General features: G+C 70.1%; 23 protein-coding genes and 1 pseudogene. 11 read left to right on the top strand and 13 right to left on the bottom strand.

Annotated features, from left to right (window positions below; genetic code table 11):
- Positions 1 to 19: 19 nt before the first annotated feature.
- The 6 genes from rlmN to rpsB form a co-directional block, all read right to left on the bottom strand.
- A complete protein-coding gene (gene rlmN / locus H613_RS0115980; RefSeq protein ID WP_051393418.1) occupies positions 20 to 1,174 on the bottom strand; it encodes a dual-specificity RNA methyltransferase RlmN in 1,155 nt (384 codons plus the stop codon).
- Between the two features lie 100 nt (positions 1,175 to 1,274).
- Complete coding sequence (locus tag H613_RS27010) at positions 1,275 to 2,216, bottom strand: phosphatidate cytidylyltransferase (RefSeq protein WP_051393417.1); 942 nt, start codon at positions 2,214 to 2,216, stop codon at positions 1,275 to 1,277.
- Positions 2,216 to 2,773, bottom strand: a complete 558-nt coding sequence (gene frr, locus H613_RS0115970) for a ribosome recycling factor (protein WP_026924594.1) — start codon at positions 2,771 to 2,773, stop codon at positions 2,216 to 2,218. Before frr ends, H613_RS27010 begins: the two co-directional genes overlap by 1 nt.
- Before the next feature lie 52 nt (positions 2,774 to 2,825).
- A complete protein-coding gene (pyrH, locus tag H613_RS0115965; protein ID WP_051393428.1) occupies positions 2,826 to 3,557 on the bottom strand; it encodes a UMP kinase in 732 nt (243 codons plus the stop codon).
- A gap of 163 nt (positions 3,558 to 3,720) precedes the next feature.
- Complete coding sequence (gene tsf, locus H613_RS0115960; protein ID WP_026924592.1) at positions 3,721 to 4,533, bottom strand: translation elongation factor Ts; 813 nt, start codon at positions 4,531 to 4,533, stop codon at positions 3,721 to 3,723.
- Positions 4,534 to 4,544: 11 nt separating this feature from the next.
- Positions 4,545 to 5,378 carry a 30S ribosomal protein S2 gene (gene rpsB, locus H613_RS0115955; protein ID WP_026924591.1) on the bottom strand — a complete coding sequence of 278 codons (834 nt, stop codon included), beginning with the start codon at positions 5,376 to 5,378 and terminating at the stop codon, positions 4,545 to 4,547.
- Positions 5,379 to 5,814: 436 nt separating this feature from the next.
- On the opposite strand from rpsB, the gene H613_RS31750 reads away from it, so the two are divergent.
- The 4 genes and pseudogenes from H613_RS31750 to dprA all read left to right on the top strand — a co-directional run bounded on the left by H613_RS31750 (position 5,815) and on the right by dprA (position 9,999).
- The gene (locus tag H613_RS31750) at positions 5,815 to 6,636 is read left to right on the top strand and encodes a murein hydrolase activator EnvC family protein (protein ID WP_211234850.1); all 822 of its coding nucleotides are present in this window, start codon (positions 5,815 to 5,817) and stop codon (positions 6,634 to 6,636) included.
- Positions 6,637 to 6,713: 77 nt separating this feature from the next.
- Positions 6,714 to 6,932, top strand: a pseudogene (locus H613_RS32650) (YraN family protein); the annotation flags it as partial.
- A gap of 67 nt (positions 6,933 to 6,999) precedes the next feature.
- Complete coding sequence (locus H613_RS0115940; protein WP_026924589.1) at positions 7,000 to 8,541, top strand: YifB family Mg chelatase-like AAA ATPase; 1,542 nt, start codon at positions 7,000 to 7,002, stop codon at positions 8,539 to 8,541.
- Positions 8,542 to 8,835: 294 nt separating this feature from the next.
- Positions 8,836 to 9,999, top strand: a complete 1,164-nt coding sequence (gene dprA / locus H613_RS0115935) for a DNA-processing protein DprA (protein WP_026924588.1) — start codon at positions 8,836 to 8,838, stop codon at positions 9,997 to 9,999.
- A 167-nt stretch (positions 10,000 to 10,166) separates the two neighbouring features.
- On the opposite strand, the gene H613_RS27000 is transcribed toward dprA, so the two are convergent.
- The gene (locus H613_RS27000; protein ID WP_051393415.1) at positions 10,167 to 11,399 is read right to left on the bottom strand and encodes a hypothetical protein; all 1,233 of its coding nucleotides are present in this window, start codon (positions 11,397 to 11,399) and stop codon (positions 10,167 to 10,169) included.
- Between the two features lie 313 nt (positions 11,400 to 11,712).
- Positions 11,713 to 12,744 carry an SIS domain-containing protein gene (locus tag H613_RS0115925; RefSeq protein ID WP_026924587.1) on the bottom strand — a complete coding sequence of 344 codons (1,032 nt, stop codon included), beginning with the start codon at positions 12,742 to 12,744 and terminating at the stop codon, positions 11,713 to 11,715.
- A gap of 288 nt (positions 12,745 to 13,032) precedes the next feature.
- Here H613_RS0115925 and H613_RS32905 point away from each other — a divergent pair, with 288 nt between their 5' ends.
- Positions 13,033 to 13,107 (top strand): 50S ribosomal protein bL37, encoded by a 75-nt coding sequence (locus tag H613_RS32905; RefSeq protein WP_372451643.1) that lies wholly within the window; start codon positions 13,033 to 13,035, stop codon positions 13,105 to 13,107.
- Positions 13,108 to 13,500: 393 nt separating this feature from the next.
- Positions 13,501 to 14,109, top strand: a complete 609-nt coding sequence (locus tag H613_RS32415) for a TetR/AcrR family transcriptional regulator (protein ID WP_026924586.1) — start codon at positions 13,501 to 13,503, stop codon at positions 14,107 to 14,109.
- Between the two features lie 139 nt (positions 14,110 to 14,248).
- On the opposite strand, the gene rsrA is transcribed toward H613_RS32415, so the two are convergent.
- The 4 genes from rsrA to H613_RS26990 all read right to left on the bottom strand — a co-directional run bounded on the left by rsrA (position 14,249) and on the right by H613_RS26990 (position 17,235).
- Positions 14,249 to 14,548, bottom strand: a complete 300-nt coding sequence (rsrA, locus tag H613_RS0115915; protein WP_026924585.1) for a mycothiol system anti-sigma-R factor — start codon at positions 14,546 to 14,548, stop codon at positions 14,249 to 14,251.
- Positions 14,545 to 15,372, bottom strand: coding sequence for a sigma-70 family RNA polymerase sigma factor (locus H613_RS0115910; RefSeq protein WP_281171197.1), 828 nt, complete (start codon positions 15,370 to 15,372; stop codon positions 14,545 to 14,547). The genes rsrA and H613_RS0115910 overlap by 4 nt, the downstream gene beginning before the upstream one ends.
- A gap of 629 nt (positions 15,373 to 16,001) precedes the next feature.
- Complete coding sequence (locus H613_RS26995; protein ID WP_169732013.1) at positions 16,002 to 16,253, bottom strand: WhiB family transcriptional regulator; 252 nt, start codon at positions 16,251 to 16,253, stop codon at positions 16,002 to 16,004.
- A 238-nt stretch (positions 16,254 to 16,491) separates the two neighbouring features.
- Positions 16,492 to 17,235, bottom strand: coding sequence for an SOS response-associated peptidase (locus tag H613_RS26990; RefSeq protein ID WP_051393412.1), 744 nt, complete (start codon positions 17,233 to 17,235; stop codon positions 16,492 to 16,494).
- Positions 17,236 to 17,328: 93 nt separating this feature from the next.
- On the opposite strand from H613_RS26990, the gene aroA reads away from it, so the two are divergent.
- From aroA to hisN, 3 genes are read left to right on the top strand one after another with little or no spacing between them, the layout of a single operon-like run.
- Positions 17,329 to 18,654 (top strand): 3-phosphoshikimate 1-carboxyvinyltransferase, encoded by a 1,326-nt coding sequence (aroA, locus tag H613_RS31745; protein ID WP_026924583.1) that lies wholly within the window; start codon positions 17,329 to 17,331, stop codon positions 18,652 to 18,654.
- Entirely contained in the window at positions 18,654 to 19,646 is a 993-nt protein-coding gene (gene rsgA, locus H613_RS31740) for a ribosome small subunit-dependent GTPase A (RefSeq protein WP_211234849.1), read from the top strand. The genes aroA and rsgA overlap by 1 nt, the downstream gene beginning before the upstream one ends.
- Positions 19,647 to 19,701: 55 nt before the next feature.
- Positions 19,702 to 20,496, top strand: coding sequence for a histidinol-phosphatase (gene hisN, locus H613_RS0115885; protein WP_026924582.1), 795 nt, complete (start codon positions 19,702 to 19,704; stop codon positions 20,494 to 20,496).
- An 18-nt stretch (positions 20,497 to 20,514) separates the two neighbouring features.
- Here the strand turns inward: hisN and H613_RS0115880 are convergent, their stop codons facing one another.
- Positions 20,515 to 21,480: an acetylxylan esterase gene (locus H613_RS0115880; RefSeq protein ID WP_026924581.1), complete on the bottom strand. Its 966-nt coding sequence runs from the start codon at positions 21,478 to 21,480 to the stop codon at positions 20,515 to 20,517.
- A gap of 218 nt (positions 21,481 to 21,698) precedes the next feature.
- Between H613_RS0115880 and H613_RS26980 the strand changes: the two genes are divergently transcribed.
- Positions 21,699 to 22,697 (top strand): pectate lyase family protein, encoded by a 999-nt coding sequence (locus H613_RS26980; RefSeq protein ID WP_035738300.1) that lies wholly within the window; start codon positions 21,699 to 21,701, stop codon positions 22,695 to 22,697.
- 263 nt (positions 22,698 to 22,960) lie between these two features.
- Positions 22,961 to 24,382, top strand: coding sequence for a pectate lyase family protein (locus H613_RS0115870; protein ID WP_026924580.1), 1,422 nt, complete (start codon positions 22,961 to 22,963; stop codon positions 24,380 to 24,382).
- Positions 24,383 to 24,399: the final 17 nt, after the last annotated feature.

Raw genomic sequence — 24,399 nt, 5'->3', positions numbered from 1 at the left:
CCAAGCCACCCTTCTCCGCCTAATTCGCAGCGCCGGTCGCGGACAGCCCGTCCCGCTTCGATTCGGCGGCGCTGGGGGAACCAGCCTCCCGAACCGAAGCGGCCAGCTGCCCGCAGGCGCCGTCGATCTCTTGGCCGCGCGTGTCGCGGACGGTCGTGGACACGCCCGCGGCGCGCAGCCGCCGCACGAATTCCGCCTCTACCGCCTTCGGACTGGCGTCCCAGCGGCTCCCCGGCGTGGGGTTGAGTGGGATGAGGTTCACATGAACCAACTTACCTGCCAGTAGCTCGCCCAGTAGGTCTGCGCGCCAAGGCTGGTCGTTGACATCCCGGATCATCGCGTACTCGATGGAAACGCGACGCTTCGTCAAAGAAGCGTACTCCCAGGCCGCCCCCAGGACCTCGGCGACCTTCCAGCGCGTGTTGATCGGGACGAGCTCGTCGCGCAGCTCGTCGTCGGGGGCGTGCAGCGACACCGCCAGTGTCACCGGCAGGCCCTCGTCGGCGAGCTTCCTGATCGCCGGGACCAGTCCCACGGTGGAGACGGTCACGTGCCGCGCCGAGAGCCCGACGCCGTCGGGCACCGGATCGGTGATCAGGCGCAGCGCGGCCTTGAGGCGGGCCCAGTTCGCCAGCGGCTCGCCCATGCCCATGAACACGATGTGCGACAGGCGCCCCAGGCCGCGCTCGGCGGCGATGCGGGCGCAGTTGACGACCTGGTCGACAATCTCGGCCGTGGTCAGATTGCGCGTCAGGCCGCCCTGGCCGGTGGCGCAGAACGGGCAGGCCATGCCGCAGCCGGCCTGCGAGGAGACGCACGCGGTGATCCGGTCGGGGTAGGCCATGATGACGCTCTCGACCAGCGCCCCGTCGTGGAGGCGCCAGACGGCCTTGATGGTCTTGCCGCCGTCGCAGTCGTCGAGGCGGACCGGTTCGAGCAGGCGGGGCAGCAGGGCCTCGCCGATGGCCTCCCGCGCGGCGGCGGGCAGGTCGGTCATGAGTGTCGCGTCACTGAGGTGGCGCCCGAAGTACTGGTTGCGCAACTGCTTGGCGCGGAAGGGAGGCTGCCCGATATCGGACAGCACCGACCGGCACCCGGCCAGGTCGAGGTCGGCGAGGTGCCGCGGCGCCGCCTTGCGGGGGCGCGGCTCGGTCAACGTGAGTGCTACAGACATGTCACGACCTAGTCTCGCATGCGACGCGGGGGCGCCGCCAACCCCAGATCGCGGTTTTCACCCGGAGCTCTCCTTCATCGCGCACACCAATCAGGACGCATCATCCGAGGAGGTACCGGAACCACACATAGGCCACCGGCGCCACCATGAGGATGGAGTCGAGACGGTCCATCACTCCTCCGTGTCCGGGGATGAGATTGCTCATGTCCTTGATGCCCAGGTCCCGCTTCAGCAGCGAGACCGACAGATCCCCCAACGTAGCGGCCAGGGCGGTGCAGACGCCGAACGCCACGCCCAGCGCGAGCGGAACGCCGAAGATGAACCACAGCGTCAGCGACCCGCCCACGGCCGCGGCCGCGATCGAGCCGCCGAGCCCTTCCCAGGACTTCTTGGGGCTGATCCTCGGCGTCATCTGGTGGCGCCCGAACAGGACCCCGGCGGTGTAGCCGCCGGTGTCGGACAGCACCACGGTGAACAGCATGATGAGCACCTGCGCCGCACCGGTCTCGATGAGGCGCGCCGAGCCCTCGTCGGAGGTCGCCAGGAGCATGACGAAGCCGGCCAGGAACGGCACCTGGACGAGCACCAGAGCGGCGGCCGGGACGTCGGCGCGGTAGCCGGTGGCGCCCTCCGAGAGGCGCCACACGAACAGCGCGGCCACTCCCACGGCGGTCCCGAGCAGCAGGCCCGTCGCGCCGCCGTACCAGGCCAGGACCACGATGAGCCCCCCGGCGACGGCCAGCGGGATCACCGGGACGTTCCTGCCGCCCTTGCGCATCGCGGTGCCGGTCTCCCAGCAGGCGACGCCGACGGCGATGACGGCGAGCACGAGGAACGCGATCGGGCGGATCAGCAGCGAGGCCAGGACGACGGCGGCCAGGCCGAGCCCGACGCCGATGGCGACGGGCAGGTTGCGTCCGGCCGAGGCCTTGCGGCGGCCTTCGGACGCCTCGGGCTCGGCGGTGTCGTGGTCCCGCCCGCTCCCGCCATCGGGCGACGGGTGCGGGCGACGGCCGGGGGGACCGTCGGGGAGTGCGTTCATCAGAACTCGAGCAGCTCGGACTCTTTGGAGCTCATGAGCTCGTCGACGGTGCCGGTGAAGCGGCCGGTGAGGTCGTCGAGCTCCTTCTCGGCGGCGTGCCCCTCGTCCTCGCCCGCCTCGCCGTCCTTGACGGACTTGCCGATCTCGTCCTTGGCCTTGCGGCGGATGTTGCGGATGGCGATCTTGGCGTCCTCGCCTTTGGAGCGGGCGACCTTGATCATCTCGCGGCGGCGCTCCTCGGTCATCGGAGGCAGGTTCAGCCGCAGCTGGGTGCCCTCGTTGGAGGGGTTGACGCCGAGGTCGGAGTTGCGGATGGCGTTCTCGACGTCGTTGATCTGCGAGGTGTCGAACGGCTTGACCAGCACCATGCGCGGCTCGGGGATGGTGATCGAGGCCACCTGCGGGAGTGGCGTCGGGGCACCGTAGTAGTCGATGGTGATCCGGTTGAACATGGCCGAGGAGGCGCGGCCGGTGCGGATGACCCCGAACTCCTCTTTGGCGTGCTCGATGGCCCGCTCCATCTTCTCCTCGGCTTCGAGGAGGGTGTCGTCAATCACGGCTTTCTCACATTCTCTTGCAGCCTGACAGCACTTCTGACCGTACCGTCCGCTATTCGTCGTCGGCGGCGTGGATGAGGGTGCCGAGCCGTTCGCCGACGATCGCGCGGCGGAGGTTGTCGTCGCCTTCGACGCCGAAGACCAGCATCGGCAGGGCGTTGTCCTTGCAGAGGCTGAAGGCGGTCTGGTCGACGACCATGAGCTCGCGCTTGAGGGCCTCGTCGAAGGTGAGGTCCTCGAGGCGCTGGGCGGCGGGGTCGACGCGCGGGTCGGCGGTGTAGACCGCGTCGACGCCGTTCTTGGAGACGAGGACGACCTTCGCGCCGATCTCCAGGGCCCGCTGGGCGGCGACGGTGTCGGTGGAGAAGTACGGGAGGCCGACTCCGGCGCCGAAGATGACCACGCGGCCCTTCTCGAGGTGGCGGATGGCGCGCAGGGGGAGGTACGCCTCGGCCACCTGGGACATGGAGATGGCCGTCTGGACGCGGGTGTGGACGCCCTCCTTCTCGAGGAAGTCCTGGAGGGCCAGGCAGTTCATGACGGTGCCGAGCATGCCCATGTAGTCGGCCCTGGCGCGGTCCATGCCGCGCCTCTGGAGCTCGGCGCCGCGGAAGAAGTTGCCGCCGCCGACGACCACCGCGACCTGCACGCCCGCGGCCACGCCCGCGGCGATCTGGCGGGCGACGCCCTGGACGATGTCGGGGTCGACGCCGACCTGGCCGCCGCCGAAGGCCTCACCCGACAGTTTCAAGACGACTCGGCGATAGGTGGCTTCACTGCTCATGACGTTCCCCTGCTTGTCCCTCACGACGGACCGTGAGTCGTACGTTTGCTCGGCTTGGGTGTGCCCGGCTCCGGACATGGAACGAGGCGGCGGCCTGCGCCGCCGCCTCTTCCTTGATGCTCTGCGGTTCGAGCCAGTGTAGTCGGCGGTCACGGACCGGAGACTACTCCTGACCGACCTCGAAGCGGATGAAGCCCGTCACCTCGGTGCCGGCCTCGCTGAGGACCTGCTTGACCGACTTCTTGTTCTCGATGACCGAATTCTGCTCGAGCAGGCAGAAGTCGCGGTAGTAGGCGTTCACCTTGCCTTCGACGATCTTGTCCCAGGCGCGCTCGGGCTTGCCCTCTTCCTTGGCGGTCTCCAGCGCGACGCGCTTCTCGGCCTCGACGGTCTCGGCCGGGACCTCGTCGCGGCTGAGGTACTTCGGGCGCATCGCGGCGGCCTGCATGCCGACCTGGCGGGCGGCCTCGGCGTCACCGGTGTAGGCGACGAGGATGCCGACGGCCGGAGGCAGGTCGGCGGCCTTGCGGTGCATGTAGACCGAGACGTCGCCGGTGAGCGAGCCGACGCGGCCGACGACGATCTTCTCGCCGAGCTTCACCGACTCCTCGGCGACGACCTCGGCGACGGACTTGCCGTTCAGCTCGGCCTTGGCGAAGGCCTCGCCGTCGGCGGCGCGGACCTCGTCGGCGTGCTCGACCAGGGTCTGGGCGAGCTCGATGAAGGAGCCGCTCTTGGCGACGAAGTCGGTCTCGCAGAGCAGTTCCAGCAGCGTGTTGCCGGACTGGGCCACCAGGCCCTGGGCGGTGGTGCGCTCGGCGCGCTTGCCGACGTCCTTGGCGCCCTTGATGCGCAGCGCCTCGAGCGCGGCGTCGTAGTCGCCGTCTGCCTCTTCAAGGGCCTTCTTGACGTCCATCATCCCGGAGCCGGTGGCTTCCCGGAGCTTCTTGACGTCAGCCATCGTGAAGTTGGCCATTGCTCCCCTTCTTACTGCTTGTCGGCGTCTTCGGAGGTCGCCTCGCCCGCGGGCTCGACGGCCTTCTCGGTGTCCTGGGTCTTCTCGGCGTCGAGGAGGTCCTTCTCCCACTCGGCGAGCGGCTCGCCCTCGGCCTTGCCGGCCTTGGCGTCGCCGCCGCCGGAGCGGGCCATGAGGCCCTCGGCCGCGCCGTCGGCGATGATCTTGGTCAGCAGGGCGACGGAGCGGATCGCGTCGTCGTTGCCCGGGACCGGGTAGTCGACCTCGTCGGGGTCGCAGTTGGTGTCGAGGATCGCGACGACGGGGATGCCGAGCTTGCGGGCCTCGTCGACGGCGATGTGCTCTTTCTTGGTGTCGACGATCCAGATCGCCTGCGGGGTCTTCTCCATGTCGCGGAGGCCGCCGAGCGTGCGCTCGAGCTTGTCCTTCTCGCGCATCAGCTGGAGCATTTCCTTCTTGGTGCGGTTGGCCGCACCGTTGGCCTCGATGATCTCGAGTTCCTTGAGGCGCATCAGGCGCTTCTGGATGGTCTGGAAGTTGGTGAGCATGCCGCCGAGCCAACGGTGGTTGACGAAGGGCATGCCGACGCGGGCGGCCTGCTCGGAGACCGCCTCCTGGGCCTGCTTCTTGGTGCCGACGAAGAGGACCTCGCCGCCCTCGGCGACGACGTTCTTGACGAAGTCGTGGGCCTTCTCGGCGTAGTCCACCGTCTGGCGCAGGTCGATGACGTAGATGCCGTTGCGGTCGGTGAGGATGTACCGCTTCATCTTCGGGTTCCAGCGACGGGTCTGGTGCCCGAAGTGCACGCCGCTTTCCAGCAGCTGCCTCATGGTGACAACCGACACGGTTGTATTCCTTTCTTTCCCTGGTTACTTGCGGGGCGGTGCTCGAAGTCCGAGTGCCCCGCGCCTGGCGCCCGTCTGCGGCGATCATGCAACCGGGAAGTCCCGGACCTGGGAGATCGCTATGGTCAGACCTCTCCCACTGCTGAATGGCGATGGTGTGGTCTCGACCGCGACGAGCGCGCGAAGTCGGCATTGCGCGCGATAGAGCCGCGCCTTGCCGCTCTGACGAGTGTACGCGGGCGGTGAGCACCGCCGCGAGGACGGTGGACGGCAGTGACAGAGGCGATGGGTCACCCGCTCGGGATCGGCCGAACAGGGGACGAATACCTCAACCAACACGGTGGTTCGCAAGTTATCCACAGGGGGACGTTCGGAGTTATCCACAGGCAAAAAACTTTTTCTTGCCAACCCTGGACAACGACCCCACCATTGCGTTATGCAACGACTACACAAAGCAATGGTCATAGCCGCGATCAGCGGCTCCCTCCTCGCGGCGGGGGCGAACCTCTGGCCGACGATCGCCGAAGCGGCCCAGGTCACCGCCGGAACGGCCCAGGACAATGCCGAGCGGCACGCACCGAATACCGCGCCGCGAACCGGCATATCACCGCCCCGGCCCGCGCCCGAAGACCGCTCACCGAACGCCTCGCCGACGCTCGACGCCGACACGCCTTCTTCGGCGGAACGGCGCACCGGCACCGGAACGCACCACGACGACTCCACGGCGATGCGGGCGCCCGAATCCGAGGAACGATGGCGGACGGCCGCGAAGCCGATCGCGGCCGACACCGGCCCGCCCTCCCCCACGCCGCGGCTCGACTCCGCGTGGCGGACCGGGCGCTGGGAGGCGCCGGTCGGATCCGTCGACCCGGCCACCCGCTTCGACCCGCCGCCGCTTCCGTGGCTGCCGGGCCACCGCGGGGTCGACTTCGCCGCCGCGACCGACCATCCGGTGACCGCCGTCGGCCCCGGCACGGTCGTGTTCGCCGGAACCCTCGCCGGCCGCGGAGTCGTGAGCGTCGACCACCCCGGCGGCATCCGCACCACTTACGAACCCGTCGACCCCCTCGTCCACGAGGGCGACACCGTCACGGCGGGCCAGACCATCGGGCATCTCGCGGCGGGCCACGCCTCGTGTCCCACCGCCGCCTGCCTCCATCTCGGCCTCAAGCGCGGCTCGGCCTACCTCGACCCGCTCCTGCTCTTCGGACGGGGCCAGGTGCGGCTCCTCCCCCGGCCCACCGGGGAGGCGCCGTGAACATCCGACAGGTCAGCCCCCACGAACTGGGCCGCCTCGGCGAGCGCTTCGCCGCCGCGCACCTGCGGCGCGACCGCATGCAGGTCCTCGACCGCAACTGGCACCACCGCCGCGGCGAGCTCGACCTCATCGCCCGCCAGGCCGACGTCGTCGTCTTCTGCGAGGTCAAGACCCGCCGCTCGCAGCGCTACGGCGGCCCGCTGGAGGCGGTCGACGGCGAGAAGCTCCAGCGCGTCTCGTGGCTCGCCCGCGCCTGGCTGAACGAGCACTGCCGTGCGGACCAGCCGTGGCGAGTCGACAGGGTGGCCTTGACCGTCGCCGACACCAGCCGCATCGAACTCGAGCACCTTTGGGGGACCAGACATGGGTTACAGCCGCACCAGCACGATCTGCCTGATCGGCACCACCGGGATCGTGGTCACCGTCGAGGCCTCGGTCTTCAAGTCCGCCTCCAAGGCCAGCGAGGCGGTGCGCATGTCGGGACTGCCGGACAGCGTCGTCAACCAGGCGCAGACGCGCGTCCGAGCGGCGATGGCCAACTCGGCGCTGAGTTTTCCCGACAAGTCGGTTTCCGTCAATTTCGGTCCGGCCTCGCTGCCGACCACGGGCTCGGCCGCGGACCTCGCCCTGGCCATCACGATCATGTGCGCCGACGACATGGTCCCCGGGCACCGGCTCGAAGGCGCCGTCCTGCTGGCCGAGCTCGGTCTGGACGGCAGCCTGCGATCGGTGCCGGGGACGCTCCCGGCGCTCATGGCCGCACACCAGGCGGGCCTGACGACCGCGATCGTGTCGCCCGACAACGCGAACGAGGCGGCGCTGGTCGACGGCATGACAGTGCTGGCGCCGCGGAACCTGTCCACGCTCGTCGCCTGGCTGTACGGCCAGGCCGAACTGGACCCGGCCCTGCCCGCCCAGACGGCCGCGGCGCCGAAGATCCCCGACCTGGCGGACCTGCGCGGGCAGCCGATGGCGCGGAGGGCACTGGAGATCGCCGCCGCGGGCGGGCACCACATGTTCCTCTTGGGACCGCCTGGAGCGGGAAAGACCATGTTGGCCGAGCGACTGCCGTCGATCCTGCCGCCGCTGTCGGACGCCGAGGCCGTGGAGGTGACGTCGCTGCACTCGCTGCGCGGCCGCTTCACCGGCGGCTCGGCGGAGCTGATCCGCCACGCGCCGTTCGAGGCCCCGCACCACTCGATGACGATGCAGGCGCTGGTCGGCGGCGGCCACGGTCAGGTGGGCCCGGGCTCGCTGGCGCTGGCGCACCGAGGCGTGTTGTTCATGGACGAAGCGCCCGAGTGGAAGAGGCCGGTGCTGGACGCGCTGCGCCAGCCGCTGGAGAGCGGGGAGGTGCAGATCCGCCGCGCGAACGCGTCGATCCGCTATCCGGCGAAGGTGATGCTGGTGCTGGCCGCGAATCCGTGCCCGTGCGCGCCGAGCAAGCCGCACGACTGCACGTGTCCGGCGAGGATCAAGCACCGGTACCTGAGCCGGATCTCCAGGCCGCTGATCGACCGGATCGACCTGCGGGTGGACCTGCCGTCGGTGCCGCCCTCGGCGATCCTGGCGGACCAGGCCGACGCCGAGCCGTCGGGGCCGGTGGCGAAGCGCGTCGCGAAGGCTCGGGAGGCGGCCGCGGCGAGATGGGCCGAGGCGGGCGAGGTCTGGAGGCTCAACAGCGAGGTGCCCGGTCCGGCGCTGCGGTCGGCGAAGTGGCGGCTGCCGCCGGGGACGACCCGGACCGCCGACGAGCTGCTGATGGCCGAGCGCATCACGGCGAGGGGCTACGACCGGATCCTGAAGCTCGCCTGGACGATCGGCGACCTGCACCGGCACGACGAGCCGACCGCCGAGGACGTCACGGCGGCGAGCGAGCTGCGCTTGGGCTACACGATCACCTGAACGCGCTGCCGCGCACCGAAGAGAGGTCGGCGGCGTGCGGTGGGAGCCGGGCCGTCTGGTCGGACAGTTCCGCCGCTCCGAGTGGCCGCCGGGCCCGGATCCGACGACGGCGAGCACCGGCGCGCCGGGATCGGTCATCGCCGGCGCGACCGTGGAACAGGTAGGCACCGAAGAAGGGAGGTCGATAAAGCGGCAGGAACGACCCGCAACCCGCAACCCGCAACCCGCAACCCGCAACCCGCAACGGCGGATCGTCCCGCCGCACCACCGCATCGATCAACACCTGGAGGAGTCGTGACCAATCTTCCCGACGATCCGCGCCACGCGCTCATGCTGCTGTCCTCAATGGTCGAGCCCGGCGACGCCGAACTCGACGACCTCCTCGGCGACGTCGGACCGGTCGAGGCGGTCAGATGCATCTGGGAGGGCGAGATACCCGAACGACTCCGTCGCATCACGAGCGCGGCCGTCGCCTGCACCCGCAATCCACGCGAGCGGTGCGAGGCGCTCGTCAGCGCCACCGAGGCGTGCGGGTCCCGGGTCCTGATCCCTGGCGACCCCGAATGGCCGGAGCAGCTGCGCGACCTGCTCCTGATCTGCGACACCGACGAGCCGCACCTGCGCCCGCCGCGCTGCCTGTGGGTGCGCGGCGACGGGGACCTGGCGGCGATGTGCCGCCGATCGGTCGCCATCGTCGGGGCGCGGGCGGCGAGCGGGTACGGGAAGCACGTCGCCCAGTTCCTCGCGGCCGATCTGGCCGAGGCCGGGTGGACGGTGGTCTCCGGAGGCGCGCTCGGCATCGACCGGGCGGCGCACATGGGCTCGATGGGGCGCGGCGGGCCGACGGTCGCGGTGCTGGCCTCGGGGGTCGAGCAACCGTATCCGCAGTCCAATCGCTCGATGTTCGACGTGATCGTCCAGAAGGGCATGCTGGTGAGCGAGTGGCCGCCCTGCTCGTCGCCGATGAAGCATCGGTTCTTGACGCGCAACCGCGTGATAGCGGCGCTGGCGGCGGGGACGGTGGTCGTCGAGGCGGGGATGCGGTCGGGGGCGCGCAACACGGCCAGGCACACGGCCGAGCTGGAGCGGGTGCTGATGTTCACGCCGGGGCCGGTGACGTCGTCGTCCTCGGTCGGGGTGCACCGGCTCGCGAGGGAGCCGTGGGCGGCGCGGTTGGTGACGAGGGCCGAGGAGGTCATCGAGGACGTGACGGGGATCGGCGGGCCGATGGCGCCGGAGCCGCCGAGGCAGAGGAGGCCGTTCGACGACCTGACAGAGGTCCAGGCGCGGCTGGTCGAGGCGCTGCCGCTGGGCTTCGTGCGGGACGAGGGAAGACTGGCGGCCGCGGCGGGGGTGCCGGTGGTGACGGCGGCCGAGACATTGGACCGGCTCAGGGAGCTGGGCTGGGTGGAGTTGCAGGACGGGAGGTGGCGCCTGGCGAGAAGCAAGGTGAAATAAGGGAAGGAACACACCGGGCACCGGGCACCGAGCACCGAGCACCGAGCACCGAGCACCGAGCACCGAGCACCGAGCACCGAGCACCGAGCACCGAGCACCGAGCACCGAGCACCGAGCACCGAGCGATGGTGCCCCGCCCGGCACCTCCACCGCAACCGCCACGACCACTACGACCGTCCGCAGGCACCGCTTCCCGAGAGGAGGTACTCCACTGTGACCGTCCGAGGATCCTCGAGCTCGGCCCTCGGCGCCCAGCACTCGTAGACCGCGCGCTCCACGCACGCCGCTCCCGTGGTCATCGCCGACTCGACGTCGGGGTGCTCCAGCCGCAGGCGCACCCAGTCCTCGTTCCGGCTCAGCACCAGCACGTCCACGTCCCGCCAGCGCGCCTTCGTGTAGAACCGCTTCGCGTCCGTCACCGGGTTGCGGCTCACCGCACCCCGCACATAGGCGCCGAAGCCGTGCCCGGGGTCGGCCGTGACCGGCACCCGCTCGCCCTCGTGCTCGCCGAGCAGCCCGGCGTGCACGGACGGGTCGACCCTGAACAGCGCGCGCCCGTTCTCCAGACCGGGGATGCGGCTGATCAGGTCGCGGTGCCTGGCTCCGGCCACGCGGTCCCACACGTTCGTCTGCGGCTGGTACTGGAACAGCGAGATCTCGGTGCCCTCGGGCGTGTAGGCCAGGATCTCGGCCCGCGCGGGCAGCGGCAGGTCGGCGAGGTCGGCCGTCGCGAACTCGGGGATGAGGTGGCGGCCGCTCGGCAGGAAGCCCGTGCCGAGGATCATCGAGCCGCGCCGCTCACGGCCGGGCATGTTCACCAGGCCCGGGAAGTTGCCCGCCTCGGTGCTGACGTAGTCGCACGCGCAGATCGCGCGCCAGCGCATCGCGTAGGCGACGTCGCCGACGTTGTCGGGATCGCCGGCCAGCACCACGCGGTCGCCGGGCGTGCGCAGGTGCGCCACGTCGAACTCGCGGAAGCACACCCCGCTCACCAGCGGTGCCGCCGTGAGCTGGCGTGTCACCTGGTGTCGGTTGAGCGGCTTGACCATGCGGGTGCCGACCGTGACGAACGCCGTCGCCCGCACCGCCGCCACCAGTGCCCGCTCGGCGGCCTCGATGCGCGGATTCTGGCTGTACCGGTGGACGGTGCCGAAGTCGGCCCCGGGCATCACCGGGACCGACACCGGCGCCACGCCGGCGCGCAGCAGTTCGCCTCCCTCGCTGGACACTTCGGAGGCGTGGACGTACCGGTGGAAGGCCCCGCCGCTCGGCTGGAACCCGTTCTCGTGCGTGTCCGAATAGAGCTCGAACGCCGCCCCTCCGGCGATCGCGCGGGCCGTGTAACGCCTGTCGTGCCAGACGATCTCGGTGGTAGACGTCGAGGTGGCGGGGGCCTGCATACTGCGCAGCCTACCGAAATCGGGGAACGCCGAGGTGAACCGAACGTGAACAAGAGCTTCCAGGCAGCGCGGAACGCGCTCGGCTCTCCGGAGACGCTCCGCCGGACGCACCGGCGTCCCGCGCGGAGCGCTCGCATGACGGGCACCGCAATCCTGTGGGACTACCAGAACAGCGCCCCGCGCGCGGGGCGCTCTCGCACAGTCCGTTGGGCCGAATTCGGTGGTCCCGGCGCCTCCCGCCCGCGGCGTGCACGAGCACGCGGATCTCGACGCGCCACTGCCCCGCCCCGGCGCCTCCCGCCCGCGGGGCGGCTCACATGGTCTCGGTGATCTTCTTCAGACCTCTTGGCGCGTCCGGGTTCTCACCGCGCTCGATCGCCAGGTGGAGCGCGAGTTGTTGCAGGGGAAGGATGTCCAGCACAGCCGCCAGTCGCTCGTCGACCGCGGGGGTCCGCAGCCGGGCCGTCTGGTCGGGCAGGTCCGCCGCTCCGACCACCACCACGTCCGCGCGCTGGCGGCCGAGCTGCGTCAGCACGTTCCACATCGCGTGGCCGCCGGGGCCGGATCCGACGACGGCGAGCACCGGCACGCCGGGGTCGGTCATCGCCAGCGGTCCATGGAGCAGGTCGGCGCCGGAGAACGCCAGCGACGGCAGGTACGAGGTCTCCATGAGCTTCAAAGCGGTCTCGCGCGCCGTCGGGTAGGCGTAGCCGCGGCCCGTGGTCACGAACCGGTCTGCGAAGCGGTAGCGTCCGGCCAGTTCGTCGGCGCCGGAGCCGTCGAGGACGTCGTGGGCCAGTTCGGGCAGCTTGTCGAGCGCGGCGGCCTCGCCGGGGTCGATCCGTCCGGTGCCGGTGCGGATGCCCTCGATGAGCAGCAGGAGCGTGAGCAGCTCGGCGGTGTAGGTCTTGGTGGCGGCGACGGCGCGCTCGTGTCCGGCGCGGATGTCGAGGTGGAGTTCGGCCTCGGCGGCCAGGCGCGATTCGGGGTTGTTGGTGACGGCGAGCGTGAGCGCGCCGGAGGCGCGGGCGGCGGCGACGACTTGGGCGAGGTCGGGCGAGCCGCCGGATTGGCTCACGGCGATGACGAGGCTGTCGGACCAGTCGGGGCGCGAGTCGTAGACGGTGACGACCGAGGGGCTGGCGAGGCTGGAGGGCAGGCCGAGGCGGATCTCGGTGAGGTAGGCGGCGTAGAGGGCGGCGTGGTCGGAGGTGCCGCGCGCGGTGAAGACGATGGAGCGGGGCCGGTGCTGCGCGACGCGGGCGGCGACGGCCGCGATGTCGTCGCGGCCGTGGTCGAGCAGGCGGGCCAGGACATCGGGCTGCTCGGCGATGTCGGCGGCCATGCCCTCGCCATCACGGCGGTGCTCGGCCTCGGCCGGGGGCCGCCGGTCGGCCGGTGCGGTTGCGTCGGCTTCGCCGACCTTGGGCTCGTTCACGTGACGCTCCTTGTGCGCGGTTGCCTCGTAAATATTAAATAAACCTTCATAATGAGCCTAGTCGACCGCGGGTCACCGCGTCCACCACCCGCCCAAGACGTCCCCTAGCTCCATGTTTACAGTCAACGTCCGCGGAGTGGCGGGGATGGTGCCGGTATGGTTGATCCCTGCATCCCGACCGACCAAGGAGGAGCGATGGCAAAAGCAGCCCGCAAGCGCAAGGCGCGCAAGAAGAAGTCCGCGAACCACGGAAAGCGGCCCAACAGCTAGGGCGTCTTTGATGGCTCCGGGCGAGGCGGTATCCGAGTCCATTTGTTCGCTCGCAAGGCGGAAGGGCTTCCAGATCCCGGTGTTGGATCTGGGAGCCCGACAACGCAGCGAGCGGACAAATGGGCCGGATAGCGCCCGTTCGGAGCCATCAAAGACGCCCTGGAGCATCGCGGGGCGGCCGTGGTCGCCCCGCGGACGAACGAATTCGCCCCTCCTTCACATGGAGGGGCCCAACCGGCCATGCGGGTGGGATTCCCGCTTCGATGGCGACTGCCGCGACACCGCAGAGGCGTTCCGGCCTCACACGGGCTCCACGTCCCGCCGGCCCGGCGGTAGGCCCGATCGGCCAGGTGTTCGCCCCATGAGCAGCGCTGAACATCTCCGAGGGACCAGATGACCGAATCGCCGCGCGAACCGCGCGACCCGAACCAGCCGAGCACTCGCGAGCGCATCCAGCAGACGGCGATCGCGCTCTTCAGCGAGCACGGCTACGAACACACCTCTCTTCGGGAGATCGCCGAGCAGCTCGGCGTGACCAAGGCCGCCCTCTACTATCATTTCAAGACCAAAGAGGACATCGCGGCGAGCTTCTTCGACTCCTACGCCGAAGACGTCGACCGCATCTGTGAATGGGGTGCGGCCCAGCCGCGGAATCTCGACACCCGCCGGGAACTGCTGCGCCGCTACGCCGAGGTCATCCGCTCGCATGTCCCGGTGCTGAAGTTCATGCAGCACAACCAGGCCGCGCTCTCGCGCCTGGACCGCGGCTCGATCTTCCGCCAGCGGCGGCAGCGGCTGCACGCGCTCTTGGTGGACGAGAACGACGAGCTGATCGACCGCCTGCGGGCCTGGGACGCGCTGGCGACGCTCTACAGCGCCTGGATCACCTACCGCGGAACGGTCGACTCCGAGGAGGACCTGCGCGAGGCCTCACTGAAGATCTCGATCGGCCTGCTCGAGGCGAACCACGCGCACCAGACGGGCGAGCGGCCCGAAGACTGAACCATCGGGGCCGCGGTCGACGGCGACCGCGGCACGACATCCCGGCCGGCCGCGCCGGTCGATGCGGGGACCCGCGGTCGGCACGCGCCCATGACGGGACCGCGGCGCCTCGACCGATCGTGCCCGGCCGCCGAGCGCCTCAGCGCTCGCGCTCGGCCACCTCGGTGAACACGTCGCCGACCTGCTCGATGGCGCTCAGCTTCCGGCGCAGGCGCTCCTTGACCTCCTCGGGCGCCCTCTCCTTGCTGCAGCACCGGTGGACGATCGTGCGCACTTCCTGCTCGATGCCGTACTCGGCCAGGCACGGCGAGCACTCGTCGAGGTGCGCCCGGATCACCGAGCGGCGGACCTCGGAGCACTCGTCGTCGATGTAGAGGTAGACCTCTTCGAGGACCTCGCGACAGTCGAGGTCGGGCTTCTCTGATTCGGGGCCGGTCACCGTTGTCCCTCCCGTGCGGTCGACAGGCCGCGGTCCTCGGCATATGCGCTCAGCATCTGGCGCAGCTGACGGCGGCCTCGGTGCAGCCGCGACATGACGGTCCCGATCGGGGTGCCCATGATGTCGGCGATCTCCTTGTAGGAGAAGCCTTCGACATCGGCGAGGTAGACCGTCAGCCGGAAGTCCTCGCCGAGGCTCTGCAGGGCCTCTTTGACGTCGGAGTCGGGCAGGCGGTCGAGCGCCTCGGTCTCGGCCGAGCGCAGTCCGGTCGCGCTGTGCGACTCGGCGTCGGCGAGCTGCCAGTCGGTGATCTCGTCGGTGGGCGAGGTCTGCGGCTGGCGCTTCTTCTTCCGGTAGGAGTTGATGTACGTGTTGGTGAGGATCCGGTACAGCCAGGCCTTGAGGTTCGTGCCCTCGCGGAACTGGTGGAACTTCGAGTAGGCCTTGAGATAGGTCTCCTGCACCAGGTCCTCGGCGTCGGCGGGGTTCCGCGTCATGCGCAGGGCGGCGCCGTAGAGCTGGTCGAGCAGGGGCATGGCGTCGCGCTCGAAGCGCTCGCGCCGTTCCTCCGCGGTCTCGTCGCCTGGCTCGGTCACCGTCTCCCTCTCTTCGAGCATCGCATTCGAGCCTACGGCAGCGACCTCGGAGGAGGCGGAGGAAACAGGGGCGACAGTGACGTCGGAGGCACGTTCAGGAGCGTGCTCACCCTCCACGTCAGGAGTCCATTCGGGTCCGCGCAGCAGCGCCGCCACGCGCTCGTCGTCGCTGAGCGCATCGACGGCTCGCAGGTTGTGCCGAGGCTGCGACCGAACAGTCATCATCATGCGGGTGCTCTCCTTCCTGAGAGACTCGAACCGCACAACGCCGCGCGGTCCCGATTCATTCCGCGACGAGCGAAACCCGGACAGTCGCGAGCACCACACCTGCCCCGCGGAACGACCTGCGGCAAGCCGCGAGGCGGTCGGAGCCCGGTGGGCAGCCGGAGTCGGCTCGGCAGCGGTGGCGACGCCGAGCGCCACGCGGCGGCCGGGGGCCGCTTGGGTGCGGGAGTTGGTCCACAGGCCATCGAGCGGGGGCGCTCGGAGGTCGCCGTCGCGGTCATCCGAGCGGGGCGCCGCTGCCGCTGCCGGCGTTGACCCGGGGGCGGTGTGCCGTAGCACGATGGTTGGGGCGTAGGTGAGTTTTGTTAATAAATAACCTAATTGATTCGCATATGTAGTTGATACATAACTTTGCGTGCTCTCGGTCGTTATCGTGGAGGGGCCCAGTAGGGCCCTGACGCGGCGATCATTCGGCGCGTGCTCTCCCAGTGCCTGCCCCGGGTCGGCGGACCAGACACCGTCGCCGGCCCGGGGAGGTCTCTTCTCTCAGCGCTCAGCCTGCTCAGCCGCAGACCCGAAAGCCGCGGCGCTCGAGGGTTCGCGCCGCGGCCCGGTCTGCTCGGTTCTTCCTGTTACGCCCCCACCGCGAGGGGGTTGATGTCCTTCCAAGCCTCGATCATCGCCCGGCGCTCCCGGGGCGCCGTGGCCCCCCAGATGCCGTGCCGGTCGCGCGCCTCGAGCGCCCGCACCAGGCACGGGGTCCTCACGGGGCACGAGGCGCAGAGCTTGAGCGCGTCTTCGACGGGCTCGCGCGGCTCGGGGAACATGACGTCCGGCTCAGCGTCGGCGCAGTTGCCCTCGGGCAGCCAGTCGGCCGCGCTCATCCGGTATTCACCTTTGATCTCGTTGCGGTATTCGGCAGCCTCGAGCAGCCGTTCGTCTGTCCTGGCTCGCGCTACCTCGTCGGGGCGGATCCGCCGCATCTCTGCCTCCCTTTGCCTTCCGCCGTCGATTCCGGAAAGGCTTCGAACCCCGGAGAGGAATCAGCACCTTCGACAGCGGCCTGTACACCAAAGAACGACGCCCATGGGTACAGATACCGAACTACTAAGGTGATTGATTTCACATTCCTGGAAGGGTCGAGGGTCCCTCATCGCCGTCGACCGCGCGGACCAGCTCCGGCCCCTCATTGCCCGTGCGCCCCACCGCGCGGCCGACCTTGCGAAGCTCGATCTCCTTCGGCAGCCCCGGGTTCGGCCCGGCCAGGAGCTCGTCCTCTCCGGCGTCCTCCTCCCCCAGCCACGCCGCGAACCGCTCGGGCGGCAGGACGTACGGCATCCGGTCGTGCACGGCCTCGAACGCCTCGCCCATCGCCGGGCACGTCAGGACCGTGAAGCTCAGCATGCTCGCCTCGCCCTGCTTCCAGCTCTCCCAAAGCCCCGCGAAGACCACGCCGCCCGGCCGCGTGAAGAAATACGGCTGCTTGCCGCCTCCGGGGAGCTTGCGCCACTCGTACCAGCCGTCGGCCGGGATCAGCGCCCGCCGCGAGGCGAACGGCCGCCGGTAGGCCTTCGAGGTGGCCACGGTCTCGATGCGGGCGTTGAACATCCTGGTGCCGATCGACGGGTCCGAGGCCCACGGCGGGACCAGGCCCCACCTGGCCAGGTCCACCACGCGCCCGCCCGCGGCCCCGGATTCGTCCGAAGGCTGCGCCTTGCCGCGGCTCTTCGAGCGCCGCACCACCGGCGCCGAGGCCGTGGGCGCGATGTTGAAGCGCGGCTCCCAAGCGCCGGTGATCAGATCCTCGGCGTCGAACAGGGCGGCCATGTCGCCGCCGGACTTGCTGTTGGCATACCTTCCGCACATGGCCCCACGCTATCGCCGACCACCGACAACCGAGCCGGGTTCGGTCCGCGCCGCAGGGCGGGCCTCGCGGCGCGGGGCCACTAGAATGGGGTCGTGACAGGAACCGCCGCGCCCAAGCAACGCCGATGGACCCCGCCGTACGCCGAGTCCGAGCTCGACGCCGTCGTGCGCGTCCCCGGCTCGAAGTCGATGACCGCCCGCGCCCTCATCCTCGCGAGCCTCGCCAGTGGCCCCTCGGCGATCCGCCATCCCCTCCACTCCCGTGACACCCTGCTCATGGTCGACGGCCTGCGCTCGCTCGGCGTCGGCATCGACACCGCCGACGAGGAGCTGTGGACCGTCACGCCCCCGCCTCAGGGCCTGCGAGGCGGCGCCGACGTCGACTGCGGTCTCGCCGGGACCGTCATGCGGTTCCTGCCGCCCGTGGCGGCCCTCGCCGACGGCCCGGTGGCCTTCGACGGCGACCCCCACGCCCGCCGGCGCCCCAACGACGGCGTCATCAAGGCCCTGCGCGGCCTCGGCATCGAGGTCGACGACGGCGGCCGCGCCGCCCTGCCGTTCACCGTGCACGCCACCGGCCGCGTCGCGGGCGGCGAGCTGGCCGTCGACGCCTCCAAGACCTCCCAGCTGATCAGCGCCCTGCTCATGGCCGCGCCCCGCTTCGAGCACGGCCTCGACCTGCGCCACGTCGGCCACCAGCCCGTGCCCAGCCGCCCCTACCTCGACATGGTCGTCCAGATGCTGCGCCAGGCCGGCGCCGAGGTCGACGACTCCGAGGAGAACCGCTGGCGCGTGGCCCCCGGCGAGCTGCACGGCCGCGAATGGGCCATCGAGCCCGACCTGCAGAACGCCGCGCCGTTCCTGTGCGCCGCCGTCGCCGTCGGCGGCCGCGTCACCGTCCTGGACTGGCCGACCGAGACCACGCAGGCGGGCGACCGCATCCGCGACATCCTCACCGACCTGGGCTCCCGCGTCGAGTGGAGCCGCGGCGGCCTCACCGTCATCGGCGCCCCGTCGACGCTGCCGGTGGACCTCGACCTGGCGGACGCCTCCGAGCTCACCCCGTCGCTGGCGGCCCTGTTCGGCATCAACCGCGGGCCGTCCTCGATCCGCGGCGTCGCCCACATCAGGGGCCACGAGACCGACCGCATCGCCGCGCTGACGAAGGAGCTCACCAAGCTCGGCGCCGAGGTCCTCGAATACGACGACGGCGTCAAGATCTCCGGCTGCGCGACCAGGCCGATGACCTGGGAGACCTACGCCGACCACCGGATGGCCCACGCGGGCGCCATCGTCGGCCTGGTCACGCCCGGTTTCAAGGTCTCCGACGTCGCCTGCACCTCCAAGACGTGGCCCGGCTTCGCCAAGGCCTGGGAACAGGCGATCACCGGTGGCGGCAACGCCGACGGGGGCGCCTAGTGCCGTCCCGGGAGTACGACGAGGAGGACGTGCGGGTCCGTCCCGCGCGCCGCTCCCGTCCCCGGACCAAGATCCGCCCCAAGCACGCCGACGCCGAGGAGGGCTTCGTCACCGCCGTCGACCGCGGCCGCTACACCTGCCTGGTCGACGGCACCGCCGTCACCGCCATGAAGGCCCGCGAGCTGGGCAGGCAGTCGATCGTCGTGGGCGACCGGGCCGCCCTGGTCGGCGACCTGTCGGGCCGCGAGGGCACGCTCGCCAGGGTCGTCCGCATCGCGCCGAGGCACGGCGAGCTGCGCCGCTCGGCCGACGACGAGAACGCGAGCGAGCGCGTCGTGGTCGCCAACGTCGACCGGCTGGTGATCGTCGCGAGCCTGGTCGACCCGCCGCTGCGCTACGGCTTCGTCGACCGGTGCCTGGTGGCCGCCTACGACGCGGGCGTCGCGCCGGTGCTGTGCCTGACCAAGACCGACCTCGCGCCCGAGCTCGTCGCCGAGGCCGAGTCCTACTACTCCCAGCTCGAACTGACGATGGTCACCACCGAGCCCGACGAGCCGCTGGACGCGCTCTTGGAGCTCTTGGCCGGTGAGGAGAACGTGTTCTTCGGGCATTCGGGGGTCGGCAAGTCCACGCTGATCAACCGGCTGGTGCCCGGCGCGGGGCGCGCCGTCGGCGAGGTCCGCTCGATCGGCAAGGGCAGCCACACCTCGACCAGCACCGTCGCGCTCGAACTGCCCGGCGGCGGCTGGGTCATCGACACCCCCGGCGTCCGCTCGTTCGGACTCGCCCACGTCACGCCCGACTCGATCCTCAAGGCGTTCCCCGAGCTCAAGGCGATCGCCGAGGACTGCCCGAGGGGCTGCACGCACACGCCCGAGATCGGCGACTGCGCGCTCGACGCGGCGATCGGCCCGGACGACGCGCTCGCCGGGCGGCTGGCGTCGTTCCGGCGGGTGCTCGCCTCGCTGGCGGAGGCCGACGGCAAGAACTGAGCGGCGCGGCACTGGAGCGGGGGGCCTCGCCGGGCGCGACGGTAGGATGAGCGCCATGCCCACCTCGAGCTACAACGACGATCTCGGCCTCGCGCACCTCCTCGCCGACAGCGCCGCCCGGATCGGCTCGGAGCGGTTCCGCTCCTCGGATCTGCGCGTCTCCACGAAACCGGACATGACCGAGGTCTCGGACGCCGACACCACCATCGAGGAGGTCATCCGCTCGACCCTCTCCCGGGCGAGGCCGCGGGACGGCGTGTACGGGGAGGAGTTCGGCGACAACCCGGGCGCCTCGGGTCGCAAGTGGATCGTCGACCCGATCGACGCCACCCGCAACTACGTTCGCGGCGTGCCGATCTGGGCCACGCTCATCGCGCTGTACGACCGGGGCGAGCCGGTGGTCGGCGTCGTCAGCGCCCCGGCGCTGGGGCGGCGCTGGTGGGCGATGAGGGGTGCGGGCGCCTTCGCCGGACGCGATCAGCGCGCGGGCAAGCGGATCCAGGTCTCCGAGGTGGCGAAGCTGTCCGACGCGTCGGTGAGCATCTCGTCGATCACGGGGTGGACGAAGGTGAACCGCGAGGGCGCGATGCTGGCGATGCTGCACGAGGCCTGGCGCGAGCGCGGGTTCGGCGACTTCTACTCGTACATGCTGCTCGCCGAGGGCAGCGTCGACATCGCGGCCGAACCGGAGGTGGCGCTGTGGGACCTGGCGCCGCTGGCGTTGATCGTCGAGGAGGCCGGCGGCACCTTCACCGACCTCAAGGGACGGCGGGGGCCGGACGGCGGCTCCGCGGTGGCGACCAACGGCCTGCTGCACGAGCAGGCGATGGAGCGCCTCGGGATCCGCTGAGTCCGGCCCCGGACCGGTCTACTTGTCGGCGATGAACTTCAGGTGCTCGCCGCGCTGGTGGACGCCGCCGCCCTCGTGCTTGTTCCACGGCCACACGGTGATGCGCTTCTCGCCCTGCCAGCGGTTGTAGGCGGCGAAGACGGTCGAGGGCGGGCAGATGTCGTCCATGAGCCCGACCGAGTACAGCGCCGGGGCGGTGCCGCGCGCGGCGAAGTGGACGCCGTCGAAGTACGACAGCGTCCCGAAGACCTCCTCCTCGCGGAGCCGCTGCCCGGCGAGGAACTCGACGAGCTCCTGGTAGGGGAAGCCGTCGGTGATCTCGACGGCGCGGCGGAAGTGCGTCAGGAACGGCACGTCGATGATCGCGCCGGCCACGTCGTCGCGCAGGCCGCCGACGGCCTGCGTGATGCCGCCGCCCTGGCTGCCTCCGGCGACGACGATGCGGTTCGCGTCGACGGCGTCGTGGTGCTTGGCGACGTCGACGGCGCGGACGGCGTCGGTGAAGACGCGCCGGTAGTAGTAGTGCTCGGGCGATTCGAGGCCCTGGGTCATCCAGCCGCCGCGGGTGGGCCCGGTGGTGCCGTAGGGGTCGCCGGTGTCGCCGGGCTGCCAGTTGCCGTAGCCCTGCCCGCGGGTGTCCATGACCAGGTGCGCCCACCCGGCGGCGGGGTACATGGTGTGGGCCCACGGCACCGAGCGGCCGCCCGAGTAGCCGATGTACTCCACGACGCACGGCAGCGGGCGCTCGATGCCCTTGGGGAGCATCAGCCAGCCTTTGATGGGGTGTCCGGCGAACCCGGCGAAGGTGAGGTCGAAGACGTCGACGGCGGTCAGGCCCGCGTCGATCGGTTCGAGCCGGACGTCGAGGTCGTGGGCGGCCGCCTCGCTGAGGGTCTGCTTCCAGAACTCGTCGAAATCGGCCGGTTCGGGGACGTCGGGCCGGTATTCGCGGAGCTGGTCGAGCGGTAGGTCGAAAAGTGCCATGGCTGTTTTTAGCACAGCGGTCACCAGAAAGCCACATCTGTGAACAGTGACGCATGTTCACTCTGGGTAAATAAACCGATTCGATAAGTTTGCAGGCAAATGTCTACGCAATCGCTTGCCTTCCGAGATGCGGAGCGATAGCATATCGAAACATTTACATACAAATCGTGCGGCGGCGCCCCGCCGCCGCACCTCGACCACGACGAGAGGACGAAAACGTGAGCACCAACCCGGCAGTGCCGCGAGTCAAGCGGCGCGTGCTCCTCGCTTCCACCGCTGGAGCGGCCGCGGCCGCCGGCGGCATCGGCGTCTGGGCGGCCCAGACCGCCAACGCCGAGAGCGGCCCGCAGCCGACCTCGGGCGGCGACGCCGTCCCGTTCCAAGGCGGCGTCCAGGGATGGGCGAGCCAGAACGGCGGCGTCTCGGGCGGCTCCCAGGAGATCTCCGTCTCCAGCGCCGAGGAGTTTCTCTCCGCCATCGGCGAAGGCGGCCTCATCGTCCGCCTGAGCGGCTCGATCTCGATCTCGGGCATGAACGACGTCGCCTCGGACACGACCGTCATCGGCGACTCGGGCGCCCGGATCACCGGCGGCGGCCTCGACATCAGCGGCCAGAGCAACGTCATCATCACGAACCTGACGTTCGACGACTGGGACGACGACGCGATCAACGTCCAGGAGAGCTCGACGAACATCTGGATCCACCACAACACCTTCGGCGTCGGCTACGACGGCTGCGTGGACATCAAGCGCGAGTCGGACTTCGTCACGGTGGCGTGGAACCGGTTCGACGGGCACGACAAGAACATGCTCCTGGGCCACTCCGACGACCACACCGAGGACATCGGCCACCTGCGGGTGACGTACCACCACAACTTCTTCAACGGCACCAACCAGCGCAACCCGCGGGTGCGCTTCGGCGAGGGCGTCCACGTGGTGAACAACTACTACCGCGACATCGGCTCGTACGGCGTCGCGACCACCATGGACGCCGGGGTCATCCTGGAGGCCAACTACTTCGAGAACGTCGAGGACCCGGTCCACATCGGCGAGGGCGACTCCGAGGACGGCCGCCTGGTCGCCATCGACAACCACCTGGTCGACTCCGGCGAGATCCTGGAGAACGGCAGCGTCTCGACGAGCCTGCCGTACTCGTTCGCAGTGGACGACGCCTCGCAGGTGGCGTCCATCGTGAGCGGGGGCGCCGGGGCGAATTAGCCACACCGATCCCAACCGCAACTCGGGGCCGACGAGCATCGTCGGCCCCGTCCGGCGTCTTCCATACCTAATTTCGGCACAAGCCTTGCAAACGTTATCTTCTGGACGCTACGATCCCTAGTATATCGAGGCGTCTAAATATATTGATCGCTTCGACCCCCTTCTCAAAAAGGCGGCCGCCGGTCCGGCGGGTCGGTGGCCCATATCCATATCCCCGCAAGCAACCGCTTGCGTTCCCTCTCGATCGAAAAGGTCACAGCAACATGGACAACATCCTCGGCGGCAAGCACTCGCGCCGCGGCTTCGGGAAGCTCGCCGGACTCACGGCGGCCGTACCGGTGGCCGCGTCCTCGGGTCTCCTCCTCGCCAGCCCGGCACAGGCGGTGGCGACCGGCACCTGGTACAAGATCGTCAGCCGCCACTCCGGCCTCGCCTTCGACATCCTCGACATGTCCACCGAAGGAGGCGCCGAGCTCATCCAGTGGAACGACACCGGGACGCAGAACCAGCAGTTCCGCTTCATCGACTCCGGCGGCGGCTACTACCGCATCCAGGCCCGCCACTCCGGGCTCGTCCTCGACGTGTGGGAGTGGAACCCCGACAACGGCGCCACGATCGCGCAGTGGAACGACCTGGGCGGCACCAACCAGCAGTGGCAGGTGCAGGAGTCGGGCGGCTACGCCACCTTCGTCAACCGCTTCTCCGGCAAGGCCCTCGACGTGTGGGAGTGGTCCACCGAGCCGGGCACCCGCATCTCCCAGTACGACCCCACCGGCGGCACCAACCAGCAGTTCCAGCTCGTTCCCGTCGACGGCGACGGTGACGACGGCGGCGGCTCGCCCGGCGGCCTGGTCGGCTGGGCGACGCAGAACGGCGGCACCACCGGCGGCGGCAACGCCTCCTCGACCACCGTCTCCTCGGCCTCGGCCTTCGAGGACGCGGTCAGCGGCGACTCGGCGAAGGTCGTCCGTGTGAGCGGTACCATCAACCTCTCGGACATGACCGACGTCGGCTCGAACACCACGCTCATCGGCAACTCCGGAGCGAGGATCACCGGCGGCGGACTCCAGTTCGACTCGGTCCACAACATCATCGTCTCCAACCTCACCTTCGACGACTGGGACGACGACGCGGTCAACGTCCAGGACGGCTCGACGAACATCTGGTTCGACCACAACACCTTCGGGACCGGCTACGACGGCTCGCTCGACATCAAGCGCGGCTCGGACTTCATCACCGTCTCGTGGAACCGGTTCAACGGCCAGAACAAGAACATGCTCCTGGGCCACTCCGACGGCAACGGCGGCCAGGACGAGGGCCACCTGCGCGTGAGCTACCACCACAACTTCTTCAACGGCACCAACCAGCGCAACCCGCGCGTCCGCTTCGGCGAGACCGTCCACGTGTTCAACAACTACTACCTGAACATCGGCTCGTACGGCGTCGCGACCACCATGGACGCCGGTGTCCTCTTCGAAGGCAACTTCATCGAGAACACCGACGAGCCCGTCCACATCGGCGAAGGCGACTCCGACCCCGGCCGGATCGTCTCGCGCAACAACCACCTCGTCAACTCCGGCACGCCGCAGTCCAACGGCTCGGTGGCGGGCGTGCCGTACGGCTACAGCCTCGACACGCCCTCCTCGATCAACTCGATCGTGAGGAACGGCGCGGGCGCCAGCTAGACCGCAATCGAACCCGA

Origin of the sequence: Glycomyces arizonensis DSM 44726 (assembly GCF_000482705.1) — a bacterium.
Lineage (GTDB): Bacteria > Actinomycetota > Actinomycetes > Mycobacteriales > Micromonosporaceae > Glycomyces > Glycomyces arizonensis.
The sequence above is the reverse complement of the archived record's forward strand: the minus strand, read 5'-3'. Positions and strand labels throughout refer to the sequence as shown.

What these genes read in the sequence shown, in the direction of transcription:
- pyrH (WP_051393428.1), bottom strand. Translation starts at nt 3,557, where the DNA reads ATGAGCAGTGAAGCCACCTATCGCCGAGTCGTCTTGAAACTGTCGGGT.
- H613_RS27000 (WP_051393415.1), bottom strand. Translation starts at nt 11,399, where the DNA reads ATGCAGGCCCCCGCCACCTCGACGTCTACCACCGAGATCGTCTGGCAC.
- H613_RS0115870 (WP_026924580.1), top strand. Translation starts at nt 22,961, where the DNA reads ATGGACAACATCCTCGGCGGCAAGCACTCGCGCCGCGGCTTCGGGAAG.
- hisN (WP_026924582.1), top strand. Translation starts at nt 19,702, where the DNA reads ATGCCCACCTCGAGCTACAACGACGATCTCGGCCTCGCGCACCTCCTC.
- H613_RS0115880 (WP_026924581.1), bottom strand. Translation starts at nt 21,480, where the DNA reads ATGGCACTTTTCGACCTACCGCTCGACCAGCTCCGCGAATACCGGCCC.
- H613_RS0115925 (WP_026924587.1), bottom strand. Translation starts at nt 12,744, where the DNA reads ATGGCCGCCGACATCGCCGAGCAGCCCGATGTCCTGGCCCGCCTGCTC.
- H613_RS32415 (WP_026924586.1), top strand. Translation starts at nt 13,501, where the DNA reads ATGACCGAATCGCCGCGCGAACCGCGCGACCCGAACCAGCCGAGCACT.
- H613_RS0115910 (WP_281171197.1), bottom strand. Translation starts at nt 15,372, where the DNA reads ATGATGATGACTGTTCGGTCGCAGCCTCGGCACAACCTGCGAGCCGTC.
- H613_RS26990 (WP_051393412.1), bottom strand. Translation starts at nt 17,235, where the DNA reads ATGTGCGGAAGGTATGCCAACAGCAAGTCCGGCGGCGACATGGCCGCC.
- H613_RS31750 (WP_211234850.1), top strand. Translation starts at nt 5,815, where the DNA reads ATGCAACGACTACACAAAGCAATGGTCATAGCCGCGATCAGCGGCTCC.
- H613_RS26995 (WP_169732013.1), bottom strand. Translation starts at nt 16,253, where the DNA reads ATGAGCGCGGCCGACTGGCTGCCCGAGGGCAACTGCGCCGACGCTGAG.
- H613_RS27010 (WP_051393417.1), bottom strand. Translation starts at nt 2,216, where the DNA reads ATGAACGCACTCCCCGACGGTCCCCCCGGCCGTCGCCCGCACCCGTCG.
- rlmN (WP_051393418.1), bottom strand. Translation starts at nt 1,174, where the DNA reads ATGTCTGTAGCACTCACGTTGACCGAGCCGCGCCCCCGCAAGGCGGCG.
- tsf (WP_026924592.1), bottom strand. Translation starts at nt 4,533, where the DNA reads ATGGCCAACTTCACGATGGCTGACGTCAAGAAGCTCCGGGAAGCCACC.
- H613_RS0115940 (WP_026924589.1), top strand. Translation starts at nt 7,000, where the DNA reads ATGGGTTACAGCCGCACCAGCACGATCTGCCTGATCGGCACCACCGGG.